This window comes from Tepidicaulis marinus (assembly GCF_000739695.1).
Taxonomy (GTDB): Bacteria; Pseudomonadota; Alphaproteobacteria; order Parvibaculales; family Parvibaculaceae; genus Tepidicaulis; species Tepidicaulis marinus.
The window spans coordinates 18,817-41,117 of sequence record NZ_BBIO01000005.1 but is presented as its reverse complement, the minus strand read 5'-3'; the positions used below and the strand labels follow the sequence as shown (position 1 = coordinate 41,117).

The window sequence follows — 22,301 nt, the reverse complement described above, 5'->3', positions numbered from 1 at the left end:
GCGCTTGCGGCCTAGATGCCGAAGCTCTTCACCAGGGAGCCTGTGATCAAGTTCCATCCGTCCACCAAGACGAAGAAGATGAGCTTGAAGGGAAGAGAAATGATGATCGGCGGCAGCATCATCATGCCCATGGACATCAGCACCGAGGCGACGACCATGTCGATAACGATGAAGGGCACGAAGACCAGGAAGCCGATTTCGAAGGCGCGGCGCAACTCGCTGATCAGGAAGGCGGGCACGAGCACGCGCAGTGGCACGGCTTCGGGGGATTCCGGTTCTTCGATTTTGGCGAGGTTGACGAAAAGACCCAGATCCTTGTCGCGCACCTGGCTCATCATGAAGGTGTGAAAGGGGCGCGAGGCTTTGTCGAAGGCTTCGCCGATTTCAATCTGCTCGTTCATCAGCGGCTCGATGCCGGTTTCATATGCCTGTTCGAAAACCGGCGCCATGACGAAAGCGGTCAGAAACAGCGCAAGCGAAATCATCACGGCATTGGGCGGGCTTTGCTGAACGCCCATGGCGGTGCGCAACAAGGAAAGCACCACCACGATGCGCACGAACGATGTGACCATGATGAGGATGGAGGGCGCGAGCGTGAGAATGGTGATCAGCGCGATGAGCTGTACCACCCGCTCGGTCAGTCCGTAACCTTCCGCAAAATCGATGCTCACGCTCTGCGCGAAGGCAGGCGAGGCGAGGCTGAGAACCGCAAGGGCGGCAGCGGCGAAAAGAGCGGGCCGGGCCAATTTGAAAATCTGCGTCACGAACGGCGCTCCTTGAGATAGGCGATCCCTTTGAGAAGAAACTCGGGCGCGGTCATTTTTGGTTGAACCGCTCCACTTGCGGCAGAGGCGGCGGAGGGGGCGGCGCCCGGAAAAGACGCGACATTGGCCGCTTCTGCCTCCGTCCCCGTTTCAGCAGGGACGGGCGCATCGAGCCCGGCTTCGATGAGCGTCGTCGTTTCACCGACCACGATCAGATGTTCCTTACCGTCGCGGCGGATGAGCAGAAGTTTGTGCTTGGGATCGAGCGTGAGTTTCTCGACGACGGCAAGGCGGCTTGCCGATGCGCCGGGCAGCCCGTTCTGCATCAGCCCGAAACGCCGCGCCAGCCAGGCGCAGGCGCCGATCATGGCCAGCACGAGAAGCAGGGCTCCCAAAAAACGTGTGTATTCTGCCAGGTCCATTTGCCCCTCAATGCCGCGATGCTGTTTTGCGGATCTTTCCGCGTGCAGGTCACTAGGCAGATATTTCCGCTGTTAAGCTTAAAAACGCGTTAAGGGGGTGCCTTACTGGGACAGAATTTCCTAGTTGGCGGTTTTGTTAAGGAAATTTTAGCCCCGAGGTAGGAAAGATTGACCTGCCGCCCAAGGATTGTGTGGCGTGACGATGTGCCGGAGGCGCGCTCCAAGGAAGGAGAGCTGCTCTGCAACGTTGAAACGCGAGATCGCAATGGCCTTAGGTGACATTCCCCTATTTGGCATGATCAAAGACCGTATGCACTGGCTGACGGAGCGCCAGCGCGTGCTGTCTCAGAACGTCGCAAACGCCGACACGCCCGGCTATGCCGCGCGCGATTTGAAAGAGCAGGATTTCGGCGCTGTGCTGAACGAGCATGGGCCCGTCCTCAAACCCGTTCGCACGAATGCCATGCATATCGGGCCGGGCGGCGGCGCGGGCCGCGCGGCGAAAGTCGAAGAGCGCCCCGATTCCGAAACCACGCCGGCGGGCAATTCCGTCGTGCTCGAAGAACAGATGATCAAGGTCGCCGAGACCCAGACCGATTATCAAATGGTGACGGGGCTTTACTCCAAGAGCCTCGGGCTCCTGCGCACGGCTCTCGGGCCGCGCAGCTGATTGGGAGAAAGAAGATGGATTTCGTTAAAGCCATGATGGTTGCGGCATCGGGCCTGCGCGCACAAAGCGGGCGCATGCGGGTGATTGCCGAAAATATCGCCAATGCCGATTCCACCGGCACGACGCCCGGCGCGGACCCCTACCGGCGCAAGGTGGTGAGTTTTTCCAATGAGCTCGACCGCGAGCTTGGTGTGAAAAAAGTGCAGGTGGAGCGGCCGAAGCTCGATCAGTCGCCGTTTGCGCTGAAATACATGCCCGGCCACCCGGCCGCCAATGAAGAGGGTTATGTGAAAACCCCGAATGTCAACGGGCTCGTCGAGGCGATGGATATGCGCGAGGCACAGCGCAGCTACGAGGCGAACCTGAACGTCATTCAGGCGACCCGGCGCATGGTGACCAGCACCATCGATCTGCTGCGCCGTTAGGAAAGGGCTAGAAGATGACAGTTCCAGCATCCGTTGCGCTCAACGCTTATGCCAATGCGGTCAAATCGGTTGCATCGGGCGGCGCGGACAAGAGCGAGGGACCGAAGGAATTCGGCGGGCAAAGTTTCGGCGATCTCGTCGGCCAGGCGCTCGGCGGCGTTGTCGAAGCGGGCAAGGCCAGCGAAACCCAGGCTGTGAGCGCCGTCGCCAAACAGGGCGACATGGTCGATCTCGTCACCGCCGTTTCCGAAGCCGAAGCCACGGTGCAGACCGTCGTCGCCGTGCGCGACAAGGTGATCACCGCCTATCAGGAAATCATGCGCATGCCGATCTAGGCGGCGCGCAAGCAACTTTAATCATGCTGTTGAAATGCGCGCTCGGGGGAGCGGGCAGCTTGCAGGGGGAAATGGCCGAATGACCGGCGCTGAAATTCTCGATGTCGCCCGCGAAGGGATTTACGTACTGCTGAAAGTATCCGGGCCGCTGATGCTGGTCGCGCTGGCGGTCGGCCTTGCGATCGCGCTGGTGCAGGCGCTGACGCAAATTCAGGAAATGACGCTGGTCTTCGTGCCGAAGATCCTTGCGATCTTTCTCTTCATGCTTGTTTTCCTGCCCTTCATGGGCCAGGCCATGGGCACCTACATGACGTATATCGCCGATAAAATCGTCGCCGGCTGAGGGCGGCTTGTGAGCAGGCAGGAACTTCCCGCGTGAACATTACCGCCGCGCCAGATACGGTTTTCGTTTTCCTCATGATCTTCTGCCGGATCGGCACGATGATCATGCTGATGCCGGCGCTTGGCGAAATTTCGGTGCCGGGGCGCATCCGCCTGACCTTCGCCGTGACGCTGACAGCGATCCTGATGCCGCTGGTGCAGGACAATTACGGCACCTTGCCGGCAACGCCGGGCCTTCTGGCAGGCGCGATCGTGTCGGAATTTCTCATCGGATTGATGATCGGCGGCACCGCGCGCCTGCTCATGACGGCGCTGCAAATCGCCGGCACGATCATCGCCTTTCAGACGGGCCTTGCCTTCGCGCAGAACGTGGACCCGACACAGGGCATTCAGAGCGCGCTTGTGGGCTCTTTCATGTCGGTCGTCGCGGTGACGATGATTTTCGCCACCGATCTCCATTACCTTTTGATCGCGGTAATGAATGACAGTTATGCGCTTTTCAAGCCGGGCGCGCCGCTGCCGGTCGGCGACTTTCTGCAGGCGGTAACGGGCGTCATCGCCGGATCGTTCAAACTCGGCGTGCAGCTTTCCGCACCGTTCCTCGTCTTCGGCCTGGTCTTTTATATGGGGCTGGGGATTTTGTCCCGCCTCATGCCGCAATTGCAGGTCTTCTTTATCGCGCTGCCGGCCAACATCTTCCTCGGCTTCTTGCTTTTGATGGTGTTGCTCGGCGTCATGATGTCGTGGTTCCTCGGTTATTTCGAGGCGACCTTGAGCCAGTTTCTCGCCTGACGGCTGAATAGTGAAAGGTGAGGCATGGCCGACCAATCGGACGATACAGAAAAAACAGAAGAGCCAACCAGCAAGAAGCTGGAAGACGCCCATAAAAAGGGCGACGTGGCCAAGAGCCAGGAGGTCAATACCTGGTTCGTGATGCTGGGCGCCTGCATTACGGCGGGGTTCCTGTCGCCGGGCATGGCGGCGAAATTGTCGCATTTCTTCGAAGTCTTCATCGCCTCGCCCCACGATATCCCGATGGACGCGCAGCATTTGCGTATGCTCTGGATGGATATCGGCACGGCGGTGCTGCTCTCTCTCGCGCTGCCCATGGCGGTTTTGATGGCGGGCGCGCTGGCGGGCAATGTGCTGCAGCACAAGCCGATCTTCACAACCGAGAAAATGAAGCCGAAGCTGAACAAAATCTCGCCGCTGCAAGGCTTCAAAAGATTGTTCTCGCTCACCAGCCTCGTCAATTTCACAAAGGGCATCGTCAAGATTTGTATCGTCGGCGTGGTGACGTTCGTCATTCTCTGGCCCGAGCGGGACCGGCTGGCGGTCATGGTGACTTATGAAGTCAGCGAGATTCTGCCGCTGGTGCAGATGCTGACGATCCGCGTTTCCATCGGCGTCCTGGCGGTGCTCGGCGTTCTTGCCGGACTGGATTATCTTTACGAGCGCTTCCAATGGATGAAGAAGCAGCGCATGAGCATCCAGGAGATCAAAGACGAATATAAGCAGATGGAAGGGGATCCGACCGTCAAGGCGAAGCTGCGCCAGCTGCGCATGGAGCGCGGGCGCAAACGCATGATGGCCGCCGTGCCGGAGGCTTCGGTCGTGATCGCCAACCCGACCCACTATGCCATTGCGCTGAAATACGAGCAGGGCATGGCCGCGCCGCTGGTGCTGGCCAAGGGGATCGACGCGGTGGCGCTGAAAATCCGTGAAATCGCCGAGGCGCATGAAATTCCCGTTGTGGTCAACCCGCCGCTCGCCCGCGCGCTCCACGCCACGGTCGAGATCGACGAGGAAATCCCGCCGGAACATTACCGCGCCGTGGCAGAGGTTATTGGCTACGTCATGCGTCTTAAGGCTAAAATGTCCTGGCGGACGCGCCGGACCTGATTCGCAAGGCTCCGCCGGCGTTTAAGTCCGGCCCTGGACACGAGAGCCGATCGCGGGTCGAATTGAGCGCATGAGCCAACTGGATGCTCCTATAGATGGCCGGGCAGATGGCCCGGGCCCGCACGCCCACACCGAGGCGGCGGCGTTTGCCGCGCCGCGCGGCGGCCTTCTGCCGCGTATCAGCTGGCTGGGCGCGATCATCGCCGTGGCGCTCCTGGCCTTTTCCCTTGTCGATTTTTCCGCCATCGGCCCGGTTGCCTATTTCCTTTTGGCCGGGATTTGCTCGGCCGTGGCGCTGGCCTTTTTCGGCCTGGCGGCCCGGGGAAGCAGCGCCGGCGCGCGCGGCTCTCTTTCGCGCATGGTCAAAGGCTTTGCAGCACCGGCGCTGGAGGCCTTGCCCGATCCCTGCCTGATCACCTCGGCGGGCGGCACGGTGCTCTTTGCCAATGAAGCCTACCGGGCGCTCGGCCTTGACGATAAGGGCCGGGCAGTGCCCTTCGACCGGCTGCTGTCGGGCCAGGAGGGGGTGGAGGAGGCGCTCTATCAGCTTGCCCAGGCGGCCCGGCTCGGCCTTGCAGACGAGGCGGAGCTGACGTTCCAGCCTGCCGCCGGCGCGGCCCGCACGGTCACGGCGCTGGTGTCGGTGCGGCCGCTGGACGGGCAAGGCAGTTTTGGGCGCGATGCCGCGCTTTGGCATATCAAGGATTTGACGGGCGAGCGGGCCGCGGCGAAAGACGCGCGCGAGGAACGCACACGCTACCTTTCCTATCTGGATGCGGCGCCTTTCGGCTTTTTCTCTGCCGGGGCGGACGGCAAGATCGCTTATGTGAACAAGCATCTTGCGGCCAGTCTCGGGCTCGAGCCGGAGCAGATCACGGCGCGGGGCATGAGCGTGCAGGATCTGGCGCTGGGCGATGTGGCTGCGCTTTCCCCGCCGCTGCGTGAAGAAGGGATGGACCTTCAGGTGGTCAATCTCGATCTGAAAGGGGCCCATGGCCCGCTGCCCAGCCGGATCATCCAGACATATGAATATGACAGCGCCGGGGCGCCGCTCGCCTCCCGCTCGCTGGTGCTCGACCGCTCGCCGGGCGATGAGATGGAAGCCAGCCTGCGCGAGGCGGAGATGCGCTTTTCCCGCTTCTTCCAGCATGCGCCCGTCGGCGTTGTCATGCTGAACGGCAAGGGACGGGTGGAAGCGGCGAATGCGGCCTTTACAGGCCTTGTGGACATGCCGGTTAACAAGGCGGGCAAATTCACCGAATTTCTGGCGCCCGAAGACCGGGACGGTTTCCGGGATGCGCTCGCGCGCGGGCTGAAAGGCGACGGCATCGTCTCTTTCGAGGCGCATCTGGCCGGGCAAAACGACCGCATCGTGCAGATCTATACGAGCCGGCTCGACAGCCGCGCGGGGCGGGCGGACGGGCCTGCGGGTGTTGAGGGGGATGAACAGGCGCAGCTTGCCCTTTACATCGTCGATTCCACCGAGCGCAAAACGCTGGAACTGCAATTCGCCCAGTCCCAGAAAATGCAGGCGGTGGGGCAACTGGCCGGCGGCGTCGCCCATGATTTCAACAATCTGCTTACCGCCATTATCGGCTTTTGCGATCTTTTGCTCGCGCGCCACAAGGCCGGCGATCCCTCCTTTGCCGATGTCATGCAGATCAAGCAGAACGCCAACCGCGCGGCGAATTTGACGCGCCAGCTTCTGGCTTTCTCCCGCCGCCAGACGCTGCGCCCGAAAGTGCTGAATCTGACGGACGAACTGGCCGAATTGCACAATCTGCTGGACCGGCTGCTGGGCGAGACGGTAGACCTGAAAATCGTGCATGGGCGCGATCTCGGCCTTGTCAAAGTCGACCAGAGCCAGCTGGAACAGGTAATCGTCAATCTGTCGGTCAATGCGCGCGATGCGATGCCCGAAGGCGGGCGGCTGACGATCCGCACCGCCAATGTCTCGGAGGCAGATTCGCGCGCGCTCGATCATTCGGTGATGCCGCCCGGCGAATATATTCTGATCGAAGTGGCCGATACCGGGACCGGCATTGCCAAGGAACATCTGGCGAAAATCTTCGAACCCTTCTTCACCACCAAGGATGTGCATAAGGGCACCGGGCTCGGGCTGTCGACGGTCTATGGCATCGTCAAGCAGACGGGCGGTTATATCTTCCCGTACTCAACCTTGGGCAAGGGCACGACGTTCCGCATCTATCTGCCGCGCTATTATGAGACCGAGAAGGAAAAAGCCGCCAAGGCCGAGGAAGCCGCGCCCGTCGATACGCGCGATCTGACCGGCAAGGGCACTATTTTGCTCGTGGAAGATGAGGATGCGGTGCGCACCTTTGCCGTGCGCGCGCTGACCACGCGCGGCTATGAGGTGCTGGAAGCGGAAAGCGGCGAGGCGGCGCTTGAAATCGTCGACAATCATGAAGGCAAGATCGACCTTATCGTCTCCGACGTGGTGATGCCCAACATGGATGGGCCGACCATGCTCAAAGAACTGCGCCAACGGGGCAAGGCAACGAAAATCATTTTCGTCTCCGGCTATGCCGAAGATGCCTTTGCCAAGAGCCTTGATCCCACTGAAGATTTCCGCTTCCTGCCCAAACCCTTCTCGCTGAAGCAGCTTGCCGCCGCCGTGAAAGAGGCGATCGACGAGGCCTAGCGCGGGCGCCAAACTATGCCTCTGCTCTAGCTTCTGCCGGGGCGCTGCGCGCATAAGGGGCGAGCAGGTTTTCCGGCCTGCGCCGGCGCAGCCAGAGCACCGACCACGCATTGATGAAAGCGAATAGCGGCACGGCGGAGGCGGGCGCGAGGATCATCGGGAATTCGAAAAGCGCCAGGCTGGTCGGCGGGCTGGAGAAAAGCTGCAAGGGGCCGGGCAGGCCGAGCTGAATGAAAAGCCCGGCGGGTGCCAGAATGAAGAGCCCGGCAAGATGCCAGCGCATCAGCCCGCGCCAGGTGATCCGCCCGCGCGCGATGAGCCAGAGGACGGCGAGGGCGGAAACGCCGAAAAGAAGATCGGGGATGCCCGTCAGCACTTCGAAATGAACGGGGAAGGTGCCCTGAAACGTTTTGAGCAAGGTGCCGAGGCCGAGAATGCGCAAGCCTTCCAGCGCGACGATGACGGCGGGGGAGATCTGATCCATCAGTTTGTAAAGTCCCTGGCGGCCGAAAGCGGTCAGCCGCAAAGGCTGCAGGATAAAAATGATCGTATAGGGCAGCCAGAGGCCGGGCAGCCAGAAGAGGAAGCCCGCGCTTTGCGCCGTGCTGGAAAGGGCAAGTTCGGCGGCAGCCCAGGTCCAAAGCGCGCCGGCGGCAAAGAGCCCGAAAAGGAGCGCAGCTTCGCCTTGGCTAAGCGTCCCTGCGCGCCAGGCCCGCGCGCCCATAAAGGTGATCGTGCCGAACAGCGCCAGAAGCAGCAGCGGCAAGGAAGAAAGCGGAAGGCTGGTGGCGGCCATGGGCAGGTCCCCCGGATTGGCGTGATCATCCCCGGCGCTTTAGGTGCCCTGCTTAGGGCTTGCCTGCAACGGCAAAGGCGCGGCAAATCTGGCGTCAGGATTTCATATCTGACGGGTGCGGCGGGCACGCTCATAGGCTGCAGGAGAGCGGCGAATCTTGCACCGCGCGCAGGCTGGCCAGAGGCGGGCGGCGAGTCGCCTTCGCTCCGGTTCCAATGGGGTCCATTTTTCGAGAACGCTCTGCGAACACGTTCTTATTTATCGTTTTAAAACAGCTACTTATCTCACCGCTTGTCAATGAGAACAAAATATGTACATTTACTTCCATTGCGGGGCTCCGGCCCCTGTGAAATAAGGGGTGCCGAAGATGGCGAAGAGCGATACAGCCGAAAACGTAGTCAGCCTTTCCAGGAAAGACGATAAGAGCGATATGGATAAGCAGAAGGCATTGGACGCCGCCTTGGGCCAGATCGAACGTTCCTTTGGCAAAGGATCGATCATGCGCCTGGGCAAGAACGAGCAGGTGGTCGAAATCGGGTCGATTTCAACCGGTTCTCTCGGTCTCGACATTGCGCTGGGCATCGGGGGATTGCCGAAGGGCCGTGTCGTCGAAATTTACGGGCCGGAAAGTTCCGGTAAGACGACGCTTGCGCTGCATACGGTCGCCGAAGCGCAAAAAAGCGGCGGCGTCTGCGCTTTCGTCGATGCCGAGCATGCGCTCGATCCCATTTATGCGCGTAAATTGGGCGTCAATCTGGAAGACCTCTTGATCTCCCAGCCCGATACGGGCGAGCAGGGGCTTGAGATCGCCGACACGCTGGTGCGCTCCGGCGCGGTGGATATTGTCGTGATCGATTCCGTGGCGGCTTTGACCCCGCGCGCCGAGCTTGAAGGGGATATGGGCGACAGCCTGCCCGGTCTTCAGGCCCGTCTGATGAGCCAGGCGCTGCGCAAGCTGACGGCTTCTATCTCCAAATCCAATTGCATGGTGATCTTCATCAACCAGATCCGCATGAAGATCGGGGTAATGTTCGGCAGCCCGGAAACGACGACGGGCGGCAATGCGCTGAAATTCTATGCTTCCGTACGCCTCGATATCCGCCGCATCGGCTCGATCAAGGAGCGTGACGAGGTGGTGGGCAACAATGTCCGCGTCAAGGTGGTCAAAAACAAAGTTGCCCCGCCCTTCAAGCAGGTGGAATTCGACATCATGTATGGCGAGGGCATTTCCAAGACCGGTGAATTGCTTGACCTCGGGGTGAAGGCCGGGGTCGTGGAGAAATCCGGCGCCTGGTATTCCTATGACAGCCAGCGGATCGGCCAGGGCCGGGAAAACGCCAAGCAATTCCTCAAGGAAAATGTGGACATGGCCGCGTCCATCGAAAAGGCCGTGCGGGAAAATGCCGGCCTGGTGGCGACCGAATTCGAAGGCAGCGCCGAAGAGGATGATGACGGCGATGAGGCCGAGACGGCTTGATCCGCCTTCTCTGCCGCCTCTTTTAAAGGCTCAAAGTTCCTGTGACGCCTCCTGAGGCGTTGAAGCGGCGCCGGTCCCCGGCGCCGCTTCTTGATTCCGGGGCTCGTCTTCCCGAGGCTTGCCCTCTTTCTTGCCTTCTCTCTCGCACTCTCTCGCATGGGCCCCCGTTTGGCGGCCGGATGGAGCGTTCTAAATGGTAAGCGGGCGGGCGATAGAGGCCTCCGGCGCCGCTGGACAGGGTAGGGCTTGCCTAGTAAAAGCTAGGCTCATGCTATTGCCGGTAACTGCCCACAAACCTTGATCTTTTGAGTGAATTTTATGAGCGGCCTGAACGATATTCGCGCGACGTTTCTCGATTATTTCGGCCAGCACGGCCATGAGACCGTGCAATCGGCCTCGCTCGTTCCCTCGAACGATCCCACGCTGCTTTTCACCAATGCGGGCATGGTGCCCTTCAAGAACGTTTTTACCGGCGCGGAAAAGCGCCCTTACGTGCGCGCGGCTTCCTCGCAAAAATGCGTGCGCGCGGGCGGCAAGCACAACGATCTCGACAATGTGGGCTATACGGCGCGCCATCACACCTTCTTCGAGATGCTGGGCAATTTCTCCTTCGGCGATTATTTCAAGGCCGAGGCGATCGAATTTGCCTGGAACCTGATCACGAAGGAATTCGGCTTGCCGAAGGACAAGCTGCTCGCCACCGTCTATTCCGAGGACGATGAAGCCTTCGAACTGTGGAAAAAGATCGCGGGCTTTTCCGACAGCAAGATCATCCGCATTCCCACCTCGGACAATTTCTGGTCCATGGGCGAGACGGGCCCTTGCGGGCCTTGCTCGGAGATCTTCTACGATCACGGGGAGCATATTCCGGGCGGCCCTCCCGGCAGTCCGGATGAAGACGGCGACCGGTTCATCGAGATCTGGAACCTCGTCTTCATGCAGTTCGACCAGCTCGCCCCCGACAACCGGGTGGAGCTGCCCAAGCCCTCTATCGACACAGGCATGGGGCTGGAGCGGATCAGCGCGGTGCTGCAGGGCACGCATGATAATTATGAAACCGACCTCTTCCGTGCACTGATCGAGGCCTCGGCTCATGCCTCAAACACCGAGCCGCGCGGGGCCCATGGCGTCAGCCACCGTGTCATCGCGGACCATTTGCGCTCGTCTTCTTTCCTCATCGCCGACGGGGTGCTGCCGTCGAATGAAGGGCGCGGCTATGTGCTGCGCCGGATCATGCGCCGCGCCATGCGCCATGCCCAGCTTTTGGGGGCAAGTGACCCGATGATGTGGAAACTGGTGCCCGCGCTTGTCCAGCAGATGGGCGCGGCCTATCCGGAATTGACGCGCGCGCAGGCGCTGATTACCGAAACGCTCAAACTGGAAGAAACCCGCTTCCGTGAAACGCTGGCCCGCGGCCTCAAGCTGCTGGATGAGGAGGTCGAACAGCGTCAAGGCACAGGCACGCTGCCCGGCGATGTCGCCTTCCGGCTTTACGACACCTATGGCTTTCCGCTCGATCTGACCCAGGATGCGCTGCGCGGCCGGGGCATGGATGTGGATGTGGAGGGGTTCAATGAAGCCATGGCCCGCCAGAAGGCCGAGGCGCGCAAGGCCTGGGCGGGATCGGGCGAACAGGCAACCGAAACGCTCTGGTTCGAGCTGCGCGATGAAGCGGGCGCAAGCGAGTTCCTTGGCTATGAGAATGAAACGGCGGAAGGCAAAATCGTGGCGCTCGTCAAGGACGGCGCGCGGGTGGACGCTCTTCAAGCGGGCGATGAAGGCGCGGTCATTCTCAACCAAACGCCTTTTTACGGGGAAAGCGGCGGCCAGGTCGGCGATACCGGCGTGATCTTTACCGGCGCCGGCGCCGAATTCGACGTGCGCGACACGCAGAAAAAAGTCGGCGATCTCATCGTCCATCTCGGTACGCTGAAACGCGGCAGCCTGAAGAGCGGCGATATTGCCGAGTTGCAGGTGAACCAGGCCCGGCGCACGGCAACGCGCGCCAATCATTCCGCGACCCACCTTGTGCATGAGGCGCTGCGCCGGGTGCTCGGTGAACATGTGGCGCAAAAGGGCTCTCTCGTTTCGCCCGAGCGGCTGCGTTTCGACTTTGCCCATCCCAAGCCGATGAGCGCGGAGGAAATCGCGAAGGTGGAAGAGATCGTCAATGATCAGATCCGCCGCAATACGGATGTTTCCACTCGCCTGATGACGCCGGACGCCGCGATCGAGGCAGGGGCGCTTGCGCTTTTCGGGGAAAAATACGGCGATGAAGTGCGCGTTCTTGCCATGGGCGCGCCCGATGAAGAGGGCAAGCGGCCTTATTCGGTGGAACTGTGCGGCGGCACGCATGTGCGCCGCCTCGGCGACATCGCGCTGTTCAAAATTATCTCCGAGGGCGCCGTGGGTTCGGGCGTGCGGCGCATCGAAGCGCTGACGGGCGAGGGCGCGCGGCGCTATCTCGTGCATCAGGAAGAGATTGCCCGCGATGCGGCGGCGGCCTTGCGGGTGACGCCGGATGAAGTCCCGGCCCGCGTTCTCTCGCTGGTCGAGGAACGCAAACGTCTTGAAAAGGAACTCGCCGATGCCAAGCGCAAGCTCGCGCTGGGCGGCGGCGGTTCGTCTTCTTCTGGGCAGGCAGCCGAAGACCTCGGCGGTATCAAACTCATTGCGCGCAAGCTCGACGGGGTCAATCCGAAGGACCTGCGCGGCATGATCGACGAGGCGAAAAAACAGATCGGCACCGGCATCGTCGCCTTCGTCACGGCCACGGAAGAAGGCAAAGCGGGCCTTGCCGTCGGCGTGACGGGCGATTTGACGGACCGCTATAGCGCAGTGGAGCTTGTGCGGGCGGGGGCGGAAGCCGTGGGCGGCAAAGGCGGCGGCGGCCGGCCCGACATGGCCCAGGCCGGCGGTCCCGACGGGGCGAAAGCAGAAGCGGCGCTCGGCGCGATCCGCGCCATGGTCAGCTCCCTTGCCGGTGCCGCCTGAAGGCCCGCATAACGCGTCCGGCGCCCATGGGCTGCGCCGCCGCCTCTATGTGGTGCTGGAGGCGGGCAAGACCGGTGATCTGCCGAGCATTATCTTCGATATTTTTATGGTCGGCCTCATTCTGGCGAATGTCGCAGCCTTCGCGCTGCAGACCGTGCCGGAGGTCGATGCGCGTTACGGCGCGGCGTTTTTCCGCTTCGAGATTTTCTCCATCGCGATTTTTACGCTGGAATATTTTGCCCGGCTCTGGGTGGCGGTGGACCATCCGAGCGTGCGGCATCTCAGCCCGCTAAAGGCGCGGGCGCGCTGGGCGCTGACCTGGCCGATGCTGATCGATCTTGCGGTGATCGCGCCCTTCTATCTGTCGTTCCTCTTCTTCATCGATTTGCGGGTGCTCCGGCTCTTCCGTCTCTTGCGCTTTCTCAAGCTGGTGCGGTTTTCGCCGGCCCTTGCCACATTCGGCCGGGTGCTGGCGGCCGAAAGCCGGGCCATTATGGGCGCGCTTATCATCATGGCCGGGCTTCTCATGACCTCGGCGACGGCAATGTACTGGATCGAGGGAGAAGTGCAGCCGGCGCATTTCGGCTCCGTGCCCGATGCCATGTGGTGGGCGATTGCAACGCTGACCACCGTCGGCTACGGCGATGCGGTGCCGGTCACGCTGCTCGGCAAGCTGGTCGGCGGCGTTGTCATGCTGCTCGGTCTTTGCATGTTCGCGGTGCCGATCGCCATCGTCTCCAGCGGCTTTGCCCAGGAAATTCACCGGCGCGATTTCGTGGTGAACTGGGATATGGTGGCGCGGGTGCCGCTTTTTCAGGGGCTCGAGCCTTACGCCGTCGGCGATCTTCTCAAACTCCTGCAATCGCAGATCATTCCCGCCGGCACGCTGATTACCCAGCGCGGAGAAGACGCGGACGGGATGTATTTCATCGTTGTCGGGCAGGCGCGGGCTTATCTGCCCGGCGGTGTGGTGGATCTGGAGGAGGGCGATTTCTTCGGCCAGATGGCGCTCATCGATGAGCGCAAGCGCTCGGCGTCGGTGGAGGCGCTGACCCGCTGCCATGTACTCAAACTATCGCGGGCCGATTTTCACCGCTTTGTCAGCCGCCATGAAAAGGCCTTCGAGAATATCCGCGAGGCCGCGCGCGCACGCCAGCATGCCTTCGATGACAGCGATGAAATGGCCGAAGAAATAGCGGCGGAAAAAGAAAGAGAGACCTAAAACAAAGGGGAGCGCATGGCTCCCCTATTGCATCCCGTATCTCGGCGGTGCCGGGCCGTATCAGGCTTTTCCCATCGCCTTTTTCAGGTTTTCCTCGACTTTGTCGAGGAACCCTTCCGTGGTGAGCCATTTCTGCTCTGCGCCAACGAGCAGGGCAAGGTCTTTCGTCATGTAACCGCTTTCAACCGTGCGGACACAGACTTGTTCGAGCTTTTCGGCGAATTCGGCCAGATCGCCGTTGCCGTCCTGCTTGGCGCGGTAGGAGAGGCCGCGTGTCCAGGCGAAGATGGAGGCGATGGAGTTGGTCGAGGTTTCCTCGCCGCGCTGGTGGGCGCGGTAATGGCGGGTGACGGTGCCATGGGCCGCTTCCGCCTCGATCGTGTTGCCGTCCGGCGTCATCAGCACGGAGGTCATGAGGCCGAGCGAGCCGAAGCCTTGCGCGACGGAGTCGGACTGCACGTCACCGTCATAGTTCTTGCACGCCCAGACATAGCCGCCGCTCCATTTCATGGCGGAGGCCACCATGTCGTCGATCAGGCGGTGTTCATAGGTCAGCTTCTTGGCGTCGAGCTGGGATTTGAATTCGTTCTCGTACACTTCCTGGAAGAGGTCTTTGAAGCGCCCGTCATAGGCTTTCAGGATCGTGTTCTTCGTCGAAAGATAGATCGAATAGCCGCGGTCCATGCCGTATTTCATGCAGGCGCGGGCAAAGTCGCGGATGGAGTCATCGAGGTTATACATGCCCATGGCAACGCCCGAGCCCGGGAAGTCGTAAATCTCTTCCTCGATGGTTTCCTTGCCGTCTTCCGATTCCCATTTCACCGTCAGCTTGCCCTTGCCCGGTACGCGGAAGTCGGTGGCGCGGTATTGGTCGCCGAACGCGTGGCGGCCGATGATGATCGGCTCCGTCCAGCCCGGCACGAGGCGGGGGATGTTGCGGCAGATGATCGGCTCACGGAAAACCGTGCCGCCGAGAATGTTACGGATGGTGCCGTTCGGCGAGCGCCACATTTTCTTGAGGCCGAATTCTTCCACGCGCGTCTCATCGGGGGTGATGGTCGCGCATTTGACGCCGACGCCATGCTTCTTGATGGCGTTCGCCGCATCGACGGTCACCTGATCGTCGGTCGCATCGCGGTGCTCGATGCCCAGATCGTAATAATCCAGCTTGATGTCCAGATAGGGAAGAATGAGCTTCTCTTTGATGAGCGCCCAGATGATCCGCGTCATCTCGTCGCCGTCGAGCTCGACAACCGGATTCTCGACCTTGATCTTGGACATCGATACGTACCTCGTTTATTGAGCGGACCATGGCGGGCCGCTGGCCTCTTTGGGGTGGGACGGCCGGGGGGCCGCAGGCGGGATTCGTGTCTTATATAAGCCGCCAGAACCTATAGCATCCGGCGGTGATTGATAAAAGATCGCGGATCGCTTAAGCAGCGGCGCTGGCTTCGTTTTCCGCCCCTTTTCCGCTTCAGGCGGGGCGGGCGGGCGCCAGGCAAACCGAAAATTGTGACGGGAATTTTAAGGGCGCATGGCCGGAACGGATAAACGCAAGGCAGACGCTGCGAAAAACCTGCCCAAGGGGCCGGCCATGGTGCTGGTGGTGCCGCAGCTCGGCGACAATATCGGCGCGGCGGCCCGCGCCATGCTGAATTTCGCCCTGACGGACCTGCGCCTTGTGGCGCCGCGCGATGGCTGGCCGAACCCGCGCGCCTGGAAGGCGGCATCGGGCGCCGATTCGCTTTTGGACAATGCAAAAGTGGTGACGACCACTGAAGAAGCGGTGGGCGATCTCGATTTCGTGCTGGCGACGACGGCGCGCCCGCGCGACATGGTCAAACCCGTCTATACGCCGGAAGAGGCGGTGAGGCGCATGCGCGCGCATTTGAAAGCGGGGGGCAATCCCGGCTTTCTCTTCGGGCCGGAGCGCACGGGGTTGACGAATGACGATCTGGCGCTGGCCGATGCGGTGGTGACGGTGCCGCTCAATCCGGCCTTTTCCTCGCTCAATCTCGCCCAGGCGGTGCTGCTCATGGCCTATGAGTGGAACCGGGCGGGGGATGAGACGCCGGACGAAGAACTGCCCATGGCCGATACGCGCCCAGCCACCAAGAGCGAGCTTTTGGGGCTTTTCACCCATCTGGAAGAAGAGCTCGATGACACGGGCTTCCTGCGCCCGGAAGAAAAGCGCCCGGCCATGATCCGCAATATTAGGAATCTATTCCAGAGAGCGGCCATGACCGAGCAAGAGGTGCGCACCTTCCGGGGGATCATCTCCGCGCTCACCAAACATGCCTACCGGCGCGCGCGCGAAGAGCTGGGCGTGAAGAAATCCGGGGATTAAGCGCCCTTCTGAGCAATTGACTTGGGCAATTGACTTGGAAAGAAGGGCGGTGTAAACCCAGCCCGTCCTTGCGGGTCTGGCTTTTGCAGCCGGGCCCGCAGGACATTTACGCACCCGCGGGAGAGCCAGGCGCCTTGGCACCGTCTCCCTGTCGGCCCTCAAGCAGGGCAGAGGAGGGCGCGTTTCCTGACACAAGACATGACAAGGAAACTGCGATGAGCAAGCGCATCACTTCGAAGTATAAACTCGACCGGCGTATGGGCGAAAACATCTGGGGCCGCCCGAAAAGCCCGGTCAACCGCCGTGAATACGGCCCCGGCCAGCATGGCCAGCGCCGCAAAGGCAAGCTGTCGGATTTCGGTATTCAGCTGCGCGCCAAGCAGAAGCTGAAAGGCTATTACGGCAACATCACCGAGAAACAATTCAAGCGCACCTATCACGAAGCCACGCGCATGAAGGGCGATGCCGGTGAGAACTTCATCGGTCTTTTGGAGCGCCGCCTCGACGCGGTGATCTACCGCGCCAAATTCGTGCCGACCGTGTTCTCCGCGCGCCAGTTTATCAGCCACGGCCATGTGCTCGTGAACGGCAAGCGCGTCACGATCCCGAGCTACCGGGTGCGTGTGGGCGATGTCATCGAAGTGCGCGAGCGTATGCGCCAGCACCCGATCGTGCTGGAAGCCAGCCAGAGCGCAGAGCGCGATATGCCCGATTATATCGAGGTCGATCATTCCAAGATGAAGGCAAGCTTCGTGCGCGTGCCCGCGCTTGCCGATGTGCCCTATCCGGTGCAGATGGAACCGAACCTCATCATCGAATTTTATTCGCGCTAAGTTTCGCGCGAGTGCAAATTGGAAAAGCCGCGGGGTTCGCTCCGCGGCTTTTTTGTTTTCTGCTCGTCATGCTCGGGCTTGACCTGAGCATCCATGGGGCAGGGGTGCCGGATGCGGAGGCTGCATGGACCCCGGGTCAAGCCCGGGGTGACGGCCTCATATGTGTCTAAGGAAGTACGTCCCTGCGATGCGAGGAGGTGTGTCTTCGTGTTTGGGACGCACAGCGCCCCTGCACCCACTCGTCACCCCGGCCCCCGAGCCGGGGCCCACACGGCCTCTCCGCCTGCCGCAACGCTGCATGGACCCCGGGACAAGCCCGGGGTGACAGCTACGGTGCGGGGGAAAGCTGCACAAAAGAAAAGGGGCCTTGAAGGCCCCTTTGTGTTTTAAGCCGGCGGTGCTTACTGCTGCGCCGGTTCCGCTTCGATGCCTTTGGCGGCGAGGTATTCGCGCAGCTCGCCGTTTTCGAACATTTCGCGGATGATGTCGCAGCCGCCCACGAATTCGCCTTTCACATAGAGCTGGGGAATGGTCGGCCAGTCCGAGAATTCCTTGATGCCGTGGCGCAGCTCGTCCGTTTCCAGCACGTTCACGCCCTTGAAGGGCACGCCCAGATAAGTGAGTACCTGTACCACCGTGTTGGAGAAGCCGCATTGCGGGAAGACGGGCGTGCCTTTCATGAAAAGCACGACGTCGTTGTTTTCGATGTCGGAGCGGATTGCGCTGAAAACTTCGGGCTCGCTCATGTCGGGGTCCTTTTCAACTCTGAGATTTATGCGCCAATTTCATGCATTGGGGGCAGAGGTTTGCAGGGCCAGCGCGTGCAGGGCGCCGCCCATCTGGCCGCGCAGGGCCTTGTAAACCATCTGATGCTGCTGAACCCGGCTTTTGCCTTCGAATTCCTTGGACACGACCACGGCGGCATAATGATCGCCGTCACCCGCCAAATCCTGAATCTCCACCGTCGCGTCCGGCAGGGCGTCCTTGATCAGCGTTTCGATTTCCTTGGCGCTCATGGCCATGTGTCGTCTCCTTTGCCGGGCCTGCCTTGCTTAGGCGTTGGTATCGGGAGCGGCCATATAGGCCGGGAACCAGCCCTCATGGGCCTGGGCCAACTTATCCAATGATATGGTGATCTGCCCGTTCAGTGTCAATTCACGACCGCCTGTGCGCCCGAGACGGGTCAGCGGAATGCCCGCTTTTTCCGCGTCTTTTTCAAGATCGCCGGCGCCGGCCTGCGCAATCGTGATGACATAGCGGGCCTGATCTTCCCCGAAACCCCAGGCATGGAGCGGCAGGTCCGTTTCCGCCTCAAGCTCAGCGCCGATGCCGCCTGCCATCGCCATTTCGGCGAGGGCGATAAGGAGGCCGCCGTCTGAGACGTCATGGACTGCGGTAACGCGGGCCGAGCGGATGAGGGAGCGGACGAAATCGCCGTGGCGTTTTTCCGCGCCGAGGTCGACATGCGGGGCTGGGCCCTCGCGGCGGCCTTCGATATCGCGCAGATAGACGGACTGGCCGAGATGGCCGAGCGTTTCGCCGATCACATAGATGGCCTCGCCTTCACCCTTGAAAGCGGTGGTGGCGGTTTTGCCGAGATCGGGGATGAGGCCGACGCCGCCGATGGCGGGCGTAGGCATGATCGCCTGGCCGTTCGTTTCGTTATAAAGCGAGACATTGCCGGAGACGACGGGGAAGGCGAGCGCTTCGCAAGCCTCGCCAATGCCTTTGATGCAGCCGACGAACTGGCCCATGATCTCCGGCTTTTCCGGATTGCCGAAATTGAGATTGTCGGTGACGGCCAAAGGCTCGGCGCCCGAGGCGGTGATGTTGCGCCAGCATTCGGCAACCGCTTGCTTGCCGCCTTGGACGGGATCGGCGGTGCAATAGCGCGGCGTCACATCGAGCGAGAAGGCAAGGCCCTTGTTGGAGTCCTTGACGCGCACGACGGCGGCGTCCGAGCCCGGACGTACCACGGTGTTGCCCTGCACCAGATGGTCATACTGTTCCCAGACCCAGCGGCGCGAGCACATGTCGGGCGAGCCCAAAAGCTTCAGCAAGACCGCGCCAAGATCGTTCGGCGCGGGCACGCTTTCAGGATCGAGCGGGGCGGGCGGTTTCGTCTCCACCCAGGGGCGGTCATATTCGGGCGCTTCATCGCCCAGTTCCTTGATCGGCAAATCGCCCATCAGCTCGCCATGGCGGAAGATGCGGAAGCGCAGATCGTCCGTCGTCTTGCCGACCACGGCGAAATCGAGATCCCATTTACGGAAGACGGCTTCGGCCTCGGCCTGCTTTTCCGGATGCAGCACCATGAGCATGCGCTCCTGGCTTTCCGACAGCATCATCTCATAGGCGGTCATGCCTTCTTCGCGGCAGGGCACTTTGTCGAGGTCAAGCTCGACGCCGAGATTGCCCTTCGCGCCCATTTCGACGGCCGAACAGGTCAGGCCTGCCGCGCCCATGTCCTGAATGGCGATGACGGCGCCCGTCGCCATCAGCTCGAGGCAGGCTTCCAGCAGCAGTTTTTCACCGAACGGATCGCCGATCTGAACGGTGGGGCGTTTTTCTTCCGAGTCATCGTCGAACTCGGCAGAGGCCATGGTTGCCCCGTGAATGCCGTCGCGGCCCGTCTTGGAGCCGAGATAAACGATGGGCATACCGACGCCCTTGGCCTCGGAAAGGAAAATCTTATCTGTGTCGGCAAGGCCAGCGGCAAAGGCGTTGACGAGGCAGTTGCCATTGTAGCTCGGGTCGAAATTCACCTCGCCGCCCACGGTCGGCACGCCGAAGGAATTGCCATAGCCGCCGATCCCGGCAACGACGCCGGAAACGATATGGCGGGTGCGCTCATGGGTGGGCGCGCCGAAGCGCAGCGCGTTCATAGCCGCGATGGGCCGCGCGCCCATGGTGAAGACATCGCGCAGGATGCCGCCGACCCCCGTCGCCGCGCCCTGATAGGGCTCGATGTAAGAGGGGTGGTTATGGCTTTCCATTTTAAAGACCACCGCTTCCCCGTCGCCGATATCGACGACGCCGGCATTTTCGCCGGGACCTTGAAGGACGCGCGGGCCTTTGGTCGGCAAAGTGCGCAGCCATTTCTTCGAGGATTTATAGGAGCAGTGCTCGTTCCACATGGCCGAGAAGATGCCGAGCTCGGTGAGCGTCGGGGTGCGGCCGATGAGGTCGAGGATACGCTGATACTCATCGGGCTTCAGCCCGTGTTCGGCAACCAGCTCGGGGGTGATTTCGATCTCGTTGGGGATCACGCAACAGTCTCCAACAGGCTTTCAAAAATGCCGCGGCCGTCGAGGCCGCCATGAAGGGGTTCCACCAGATTTTCCGGATGCGGCATCATGCCGAGCACATTGCCTTTTTCATTTATAATGCCAGCAATGTCGTTGATGGAGCCATTGGGGTTCGTGCCTTGCGCATAGCGGAAGACGACGCGGTGCTCGTCCTCCAGTTTGCGGATCGTGCCTTCATCGGCGAAATAATTGCCGTCGTGATGGGCGACGGGGCAGCGGATGATCTGGCCTTGGGCATAGGCGTTCGTGAAGGCGGTGCGGCTGTTCACCACTTCCAGCTTCACTTCCTTGCAGACGAATTTCAGATGCGCATTGCGCAGGAGCGCGCCCGGCAGGAGGCCGATTTCGGTGAGAATCTGAAACCCGTTGCAGACACCGAAGACGCGCACGCCCTTCGCGGCTTTCTTTTTCAGATCGGCCGTGATGCGGGCCTGCCCGGCGATGGCGCCGCAGCGCAGATAGTCGCCATAGGAAAAGCCGCCCGGCACGGCGATGAGATCGACATCCGGAATTTCGGCATCGTCATGCCAGACCATGTAAGGGGCGGTGCCGGTCACCAGTTCCAGCGCGCGTGCGAGGTCGCGTTCGCGGTTGATGCCGGGATAAACGATAACGGCGGATTTCATACGTCGAGCTCGATCGCGTAGTTTTCGATGACGGTATTGGCGAAGAGTTTCTTGCAGGCGTCTTCGAGCTGGGCGCGGGCTTTGGCCGGGTCCTGTTCGCTCAAAGTGACCTCGAAATATTTGCCCTGGCGCACATCGCCGATGCCGCCGAAGCCGAGCTGGCCGAGCGCATGTTCGATGGCTTTGCCTTGGGGGTCGAGAACGCCGTTTTTCAACGTAACAATTATACGAGCCTTCATGAACGAGCCTTCTAGGGGTCTTCGCGGGCCGGGAGGGCCGGATGGGCGGAAACGGACCGGCCTCTTCTGTCGGGGAAGAGGCCGGTGCTTTTACGATTTGACCAGCGTGGGGCCGGAGCGCTTTTTCGGATCGTTCTCGAAGAGAATACCGAGGCGGCGGGCCACTTCCTGATAAGCCTCGACAAGGCCGCCGAGGTCGCGGCGGAACCGGTCCTTGTCCAGCTTGTCCTGGGTCGCGATGTCCCAGAGGCGGCAGCTGTCGGGGCTGATTTCGTCGGCGAGCACGATGCGCATCATGTCGCCTTCATAAAGACGGCCGAACTCGACTTTGAAATCGACAAGCCGGATGCCGACGCCGAGGAAAAGGCCGGTCAGGAAATCGTTGATCCTGAGCGCCAGCGCCATGATGTCGTCGATCTCCTGAGGCGTCGCCCAGCCGAAGGCGGTGATGTGCTCTTCGGAGACCATGGGATCGTGCAGCTCGTCGGCCTTGTAATAGAACTCGATGATCGAGCGGGGAAGGGGCGTGCCTTCCTCGATGCCCAGGCGCTTGGCAATGGAGCCGGCAGCGACGTTGCGCACCACGACCTCGATCGGAATGATCTCGACCTCACGCACCAGCTGCTCGCGCATGTTGAGCGAGCGGATGAAATGGGTCGGCACGCCGATATCGTTCAGCCGGGTGAAAATATATTCCGAGATCCGGTTGTTCAGAACGCCCTTGCCGTCGATCAACTCGTGCTTGGTGTTGTCGAAGGCAGTGGTGTCATCCTTGAAATGCTGGATGAGGGTGCCAGGCTCCGGGCCTTCATAAAGCACCTTGGCCTTTCCCTCATAAACCCGTCTGCGGCGGTTCATATGTGTGATTCCAATCAACTTGCACCCGTCCGACGGCGGCGGATGCCGGAAGGCGGGGGCGGGTCAGCCGTCGATTCCG

Annotated in this window: 22 protein-coding genes; 12 read left to right on the top strand and 10 right to left on the bottom strand. The window is 61.3% G+C overall.

Annotated features, from left to right (window positions below; genetic code table 11):
* Positions 1 to 11 precede the first annotated feature (11 nt).
* Together fliP and M2A_RS17190 are read right to left on the bottom strand one after the other, a co-directional pair.
* The gene (fliP, locus tag M2A_RS06150; RefSeq protein ID WP_197052855.1) at positions 12 to 764 is read right to left on the bottom strand and encodes a flagellar type III secretion system pore protein FliP; all 753 of its coding nucleotides are present in this window, start codon (positions 762 to 764) and stop codon (positions 12 to 14) included.
* Entirely contained in the window at positions 761 to 1,186 is a 426-nt protein-coding gene (locus M2A_RS17190; protein ID WP_052379247.1) for a FliO/MopB family protein, read from the bottom strand. The genes fliP and M2A_RS17190 overlap by 4 nt, the downstream gene beginning before the upstream one ends.
* A gap of 295 nt (positions 1,187 to 1,481) precedes the next feature.
* Here M2A_RS17190 and M2A_RS06140 point away from each other — a divergent pair, with 295 nt between their 5' ends.
* The 7 genes from M2A_RS06140 (at position 1,482) to M2A_RS06110 (ending at position 7,522) form a co-directional block, all read left to right on the top strand.
* A complete protein-coding gene (locus M2A_RS06140; RefSeq protein ID WP_197052854.1) occupies positions 1,482 to 1,856 on the top strand; it encodes a flagellar basal body protein in 375 nt (124 codons plus the stop codon).
* Positions 1,857 to 1,870: 14 nt separating this feature from the next.
* Positions 1,871 to 2,281 carry a flagellar basal body rod protein FlgC gene (gene flgC / locus M2A_RS06135; RefSeq protein WP_045444523.1) on the top strand — a complete coding sequence of 137 codons (411 nt, stop codon included), beginning with the start codon at positions 1,871 to 1,873 and terminating at the stop codon, positions 2,279 to 2,281.
* Positions 2,282 to 2,295: 14 nt separating this feature from the next.
* Positions 2,296 to 2,616, top strand: a complete 321-nt coding sequence (gene fliE / locus M2A_RS06130; protein ID WP_045444520.1) for a flagellar hook-basal body complex protein FliE — start codon at positions 2,296 to 2,298, stop codon at positions 2,614 to 2,616.
* 79 nt (positions 2,617 to 2,695) lie between these two features.
* Complete coding sequence (fliQ, locus tag M2A_RS06125; protein ID WP_045444517.1) at positions 2,696 to 2,959, top strand: flagellar biosynthesis protein FliQ; 264 nt, start codon at positions 2,696 to 2,698, stop codon at positions 2,957 to 2,959.
* Positions 2,960 to 2,991: 32 nt separating this feature from the next.
* Positions 2,992 to 3,750 (top strand): flagellar biosynthetic protein FliR, encoded by a 759-nt coding sequence (gene fliR / locus M2A_RS06120; protein WP_081875428.1) that lies wholly within the window; start codon positions 2,992 to 2,994, stop codon positions 3,748 to 3,750.
* A 24-nt stretch (positions 3,751 to 3,774) separates the two neighbouring features.
* Entirely contained in the window at positions 3,775 to 4,860 is a 1,086-nt protein-coding gene (gene flhB, locus M2A_RS06115; RefSeq protein ID WP_045444514.1) for a flagellar biosynthesis protein FlhB, read from the top strand.
* Positions 4,861 to 4,930: 70 nt separating this feature from the next.
* On the top strand, positions 4,931 to 7,522 hold the full coding sequence (locus M2A_RS06110) for a response regulator (protein WP_052379246.1): 2,592 nt from the start codon (positions 4,931 to 4,933) through the stop codon (positions 7,520 to 7,522).
* A 13-nt stretch (positions 7,523 to 7,535) separates the two neighbouring features.
* On the opposite strand, the gene M2A_RS06105 is transcribed toward M2A_RS06110, so the two are convergent.
* The gene (locus tag M2A_RS06105; protein ID WP_045444511.1) at positions 7,536 to 8,318 is read right to left on the bottom strand and encodes a DUF8737 domain-containing protein; all 783 of its coding nucleotides are present in this window, start codon (positions 8,316 to 8,318) and stop codon (positions 7,536 to 7,538) included.
* 430 nt (positions 8,319 to 8,748) lie between these two features.
* On the opposite strand from M2A_RS06105, the gene recA reads away from it, so the two are divergent.
* The 3 genes from recA (at position 8,749) to M2A_RS06090 (ending at position 14,011) form a co-directional block, all read left to right on the top strand.
* Positions 8,749 to 9,795, top strand: coding sequence for a recombinase RecA (gene recA, locus M2A_RS06100; RefSeq protein WP_197052863.1), 1,047 nt, complete (start codon positions 8,749 to 8,751; stop codon positions 9,793 to 9,795).
* A gap of 318 nt (positions 9,796 to 10,113) precedes the next feature.
* The gene (alaS, locus tag M2A_RS06095) at positions 10,114 to 12,789 is read left to right on the top strand and encodes an alanine--tRNA ligase (protein ID WP_045444506.1); all 2,676 of its coding nucleotides are present in this window, start codon (positions 10,114 to 10,116) and stop codon (positions 12,787 to 12,789) included.
* Positions 12,779 to 14,011 carry a cyclic nucleotide-gated ion channel gene (locus M2A_RS06090; protein ID WP_045444869.1) on the top strand — a complete coding sequence of 411 codons (1,233 nt, stop codon included), beginning with the start codon at positions 12,779 to 12,781 and terminating at the stop codon, positions 14,009 to 14,011. The genes alaS and M2A_RS06090 overlap by 11 nt, the downstream gene beginning before the upstream one ends.
* Before the next feature lie 60 nt (positions 14,012 to 14,071).
* On the opposite strand, the gene M2A_RS06085 is transcribed toward M2A_RS06090, so the two are convergent.
* Positions 14,072 to 15,292: an NADP-dependent isocitrate dehydrogenase gene (locus M2A_RS06085; RefSeq protein ID WP_045444504.1), complete on the bottom strand. Its 1,221-nt coding sequence runs from the start codon at positions 15,290 to 15,292 to the stop codon at positions 14,072 to 14,074.
* Between the two features lie 253 nt (positions 15,293 to 15,545).
* Here M2A_RS06085 and M2A_RS06080 point away from each other — a divergent pair, with 253 nt between their 5' ends.
* Both M2A_RS06080 and rpsD read left to right on the top strand, forming a co-directional pair.
* The gene (locus M2A_RS06080; protein WP_045444502.1) at positions 15,546 to 16,358 is read left to right on the top strand and encodes an RNA methyltransferase; all 813 of its coding nucleotides are present in this window, start codon (positions 15,546 to 15,548) and stop codon (positions 16,356 to 16,358) included.
* 215 nt (positions 16,359 to 16,573) lie between these two features.
* Positions 16,574 to 17,191 (top strand): 30S ribosomal protein S4, encoded by a 618-nt coding sequence (rpsD, locus tag M2A_RS06075; protein WP_045444499.1) that lies wholly within the window; start codon positions 16,574 to 16,576, stop codon positions 17,189 to 17,191.
* A gap of 401 nt (positions 17,192 to 17,592) precedes the next feature.
* Here rpsD and grxD read toward each other — a convergent pair whose 3' ends face one another.
* The 6 genes from grxD to purC all read right to left on the bottom strand — a co-directional run bounded on the left by grxD (position 17,593) and on the right by purC (position 22,222).
* The gene (gene grxD, locus M2A_RS06070) at positions 17,593 to 17,937 is read right to left on the bottom strand and encodes a Grx4 family monothiol glutaredoxin (RefSeq protein ID WP_045444496.1); all 345 of its coding nucleotides are present in this window, start codon (positions 17,935 to 17,937) and stop codon (positions 17,593 to 17,595) included.
* A gap of 39 nt (positions 17,938 to 17,976) precedes the next feature.
* A complete protein-coding gene (locus M2A_RS06065; protein ID WP_045444493.1) occupies positions 17,977 to 18,213 on the bottom strand; it encodes a BolA family protein in 237 nt (78 codons plus the stop codon).
* 30 nt (positions 18,214 to 18,243) lie between these two features.
* Positions 18,244 to 20,460, bottom strand: a complete 2,217-nt coding sequence (gene purL / locus M2A_RS06060) for a phosphoribosylformylglycinamidine synthase subunit PurL (RefSeq protein WP_045444490.1) — start codon at positions 20,458 to 20,460, stop codon at positions 18,244 to 18,246.
* Positions 20,457 to 21,125: a phosphoribosylformylglycinamidine synthase subunit PurQ gene (gene purQ / locus M2A_RS06055; RefSeq protein ID WP_045444487.1), complete on the bottom strand. Its 669-nt coding sequence runs from the start codon at positions 21,123 to 21,125 to the stop codon at positions 20,457 to 20,459. The genes purL and purQ overlap by 4 nt, the downstream gene beginning before the upstream one ends.
* Positions 21,122 to 21,364 (bottom strand): phosphoribosylformylglycinamidine synthase subunit PurS, encoded by a 243-nt coding sequence (gene purS / locus M2A_RS06050; RefSeq protein ID WP_045444485.1) that lies wholly within the window; start codon positions 21,362 to 21,364, stop codon positions 21,122 to 21,124. The genes purQ and purS overlap by 4 nt, the downstream gene beginning before the upstream one ends.
* Positions 21,365 to 21,454: 90 nt before the next feature.
* A complete protein-coding gene (gene purC, locus M2A_RS06045) occupies positions 21,455 to 22,222 on the bottom strand; it encodes a phosphoribosylaminoimidazolesuccinocarboxamide synthase (protein ID WP_045444482.1) in 768 nt (255 codons plus the stop codon).
* Positions 22,223 to 22,301 lie beyond the last annotated feature (79 nt).

Coding starts and splice junctions, on each gene's coding strand:
- M2A_RS17190 (WP_052379247.1), bottom strand. CDS start 1,186: ATGGACCTGGCAGAATACACACGTTTTTTGGGAGCCCTGCTTCTCGTG.
- M2A_RS06140 (WP_197052854.1), top strand. CDS start 1,482: ATGATCAAAGACCGTATGCACTGGCTGACGGAGCGCCAGCGCGTGCTG.
- flgC (WP_045444523.1), top strand. CDS start 1,871: ATGGATTTCGTTAAAGCCATGATGGTTGCGGCATCGGGCCTGCGCGCA.
- fliE (WP_045444520.1), top strand. CDS start 2,296: ATGACAGTTCCAGCATCCGTTGCGCTCAACGCTTATGCCAATGCGGTC.
- fliQ (WP_045444517.1), top strand. CDS start 2,696: ATGACCGGCGCTGAAATTCTCGATGTCGCCCGCGAAGGGATTTACGTA.
- flhB (WP_045444514.1), top strand. CDS start 3,775: ATGGCCGACCAATCGGACGATACAGAAAAAACAGAAGAGCCAACCAGC.
- M2A_RS06110 (WP_052379246.1), top strand. CDS start 4,931: ATGAGCCAACTGGATGCTCCTATAGATGGCCGGGCAGATGGCCCGGGC.
- M2A_RS06105 (WP_045444511.1), bottom strand. CDS start 8,318: ATGGCCGCCACCAGCCTTCCGCTTTCTTCCTTGCCGCTGCTGCTTCTG.
- recA (WP_197052863.1), top strand. CDS start 8,749: ATGGATAAGCAGAAGGCATTGGACGCCGCCTTGGGCCAGATCGAACGT.
- alaS (WP_045444506.1), top strand. CDS start 10,114: ATGAGCGGCCTGAACGATATTCGCGCGACGTTTCTCGATTATTTCGGC.
- M2A_RS06085 (WP_045444504.1), bottom strand. CDS start 15,292: ATGTCCAAGATCAAGGTCGAGAATCCGGTTGTCGAGCTCGACGGCGAC.
- M2A_RS06080 (WP_045444502.1), top strand. CDS start 15,546: ATGGCCGGAACGGATAAACGCAAGGCAGACGCTGCGAAAAACCTGCCC.
- rpsD (WP_045444499.1), top strand. CDS start 16,574: ATGAGCAAGCGCATCACTTCGAAGTATAAACTCGACCGGCGTATGGGC.
- grxD (WP_045444496.1), bottom strand. CDS start 17,937: ATGAGCGAGCCCGAAGTTTTCAGCGCAATCCGCTCCGACATCGAAAAC.
- M2A_RS06065 (WP_045444493.1), bottom strand. CDS start 18,213: ATGGCCATGAGCGCCAAGGAAATCGAAACGCTGATCAAGGACGCCCTG.
- purQ (WP_045444487.1), bottom strand. CDS start 21,125: ATGAAATCCGCCGTTATCGTTTATCCCGGCATCAACCGCGAACGCGAC.
- purS (WP_045444485.1), bottom strand. CDS start 21,364: ATGAAGGCTCGTATAATTGTTACGTTGAAAAACGGCGTTCTCGACCCC.
- purC (WP_045444482.1), bottom strand. CDS start 22,222: ATGAACCGCCGCAGACGGGTTTATGAGGGAAAGGCCAAGGTGCTTTAT.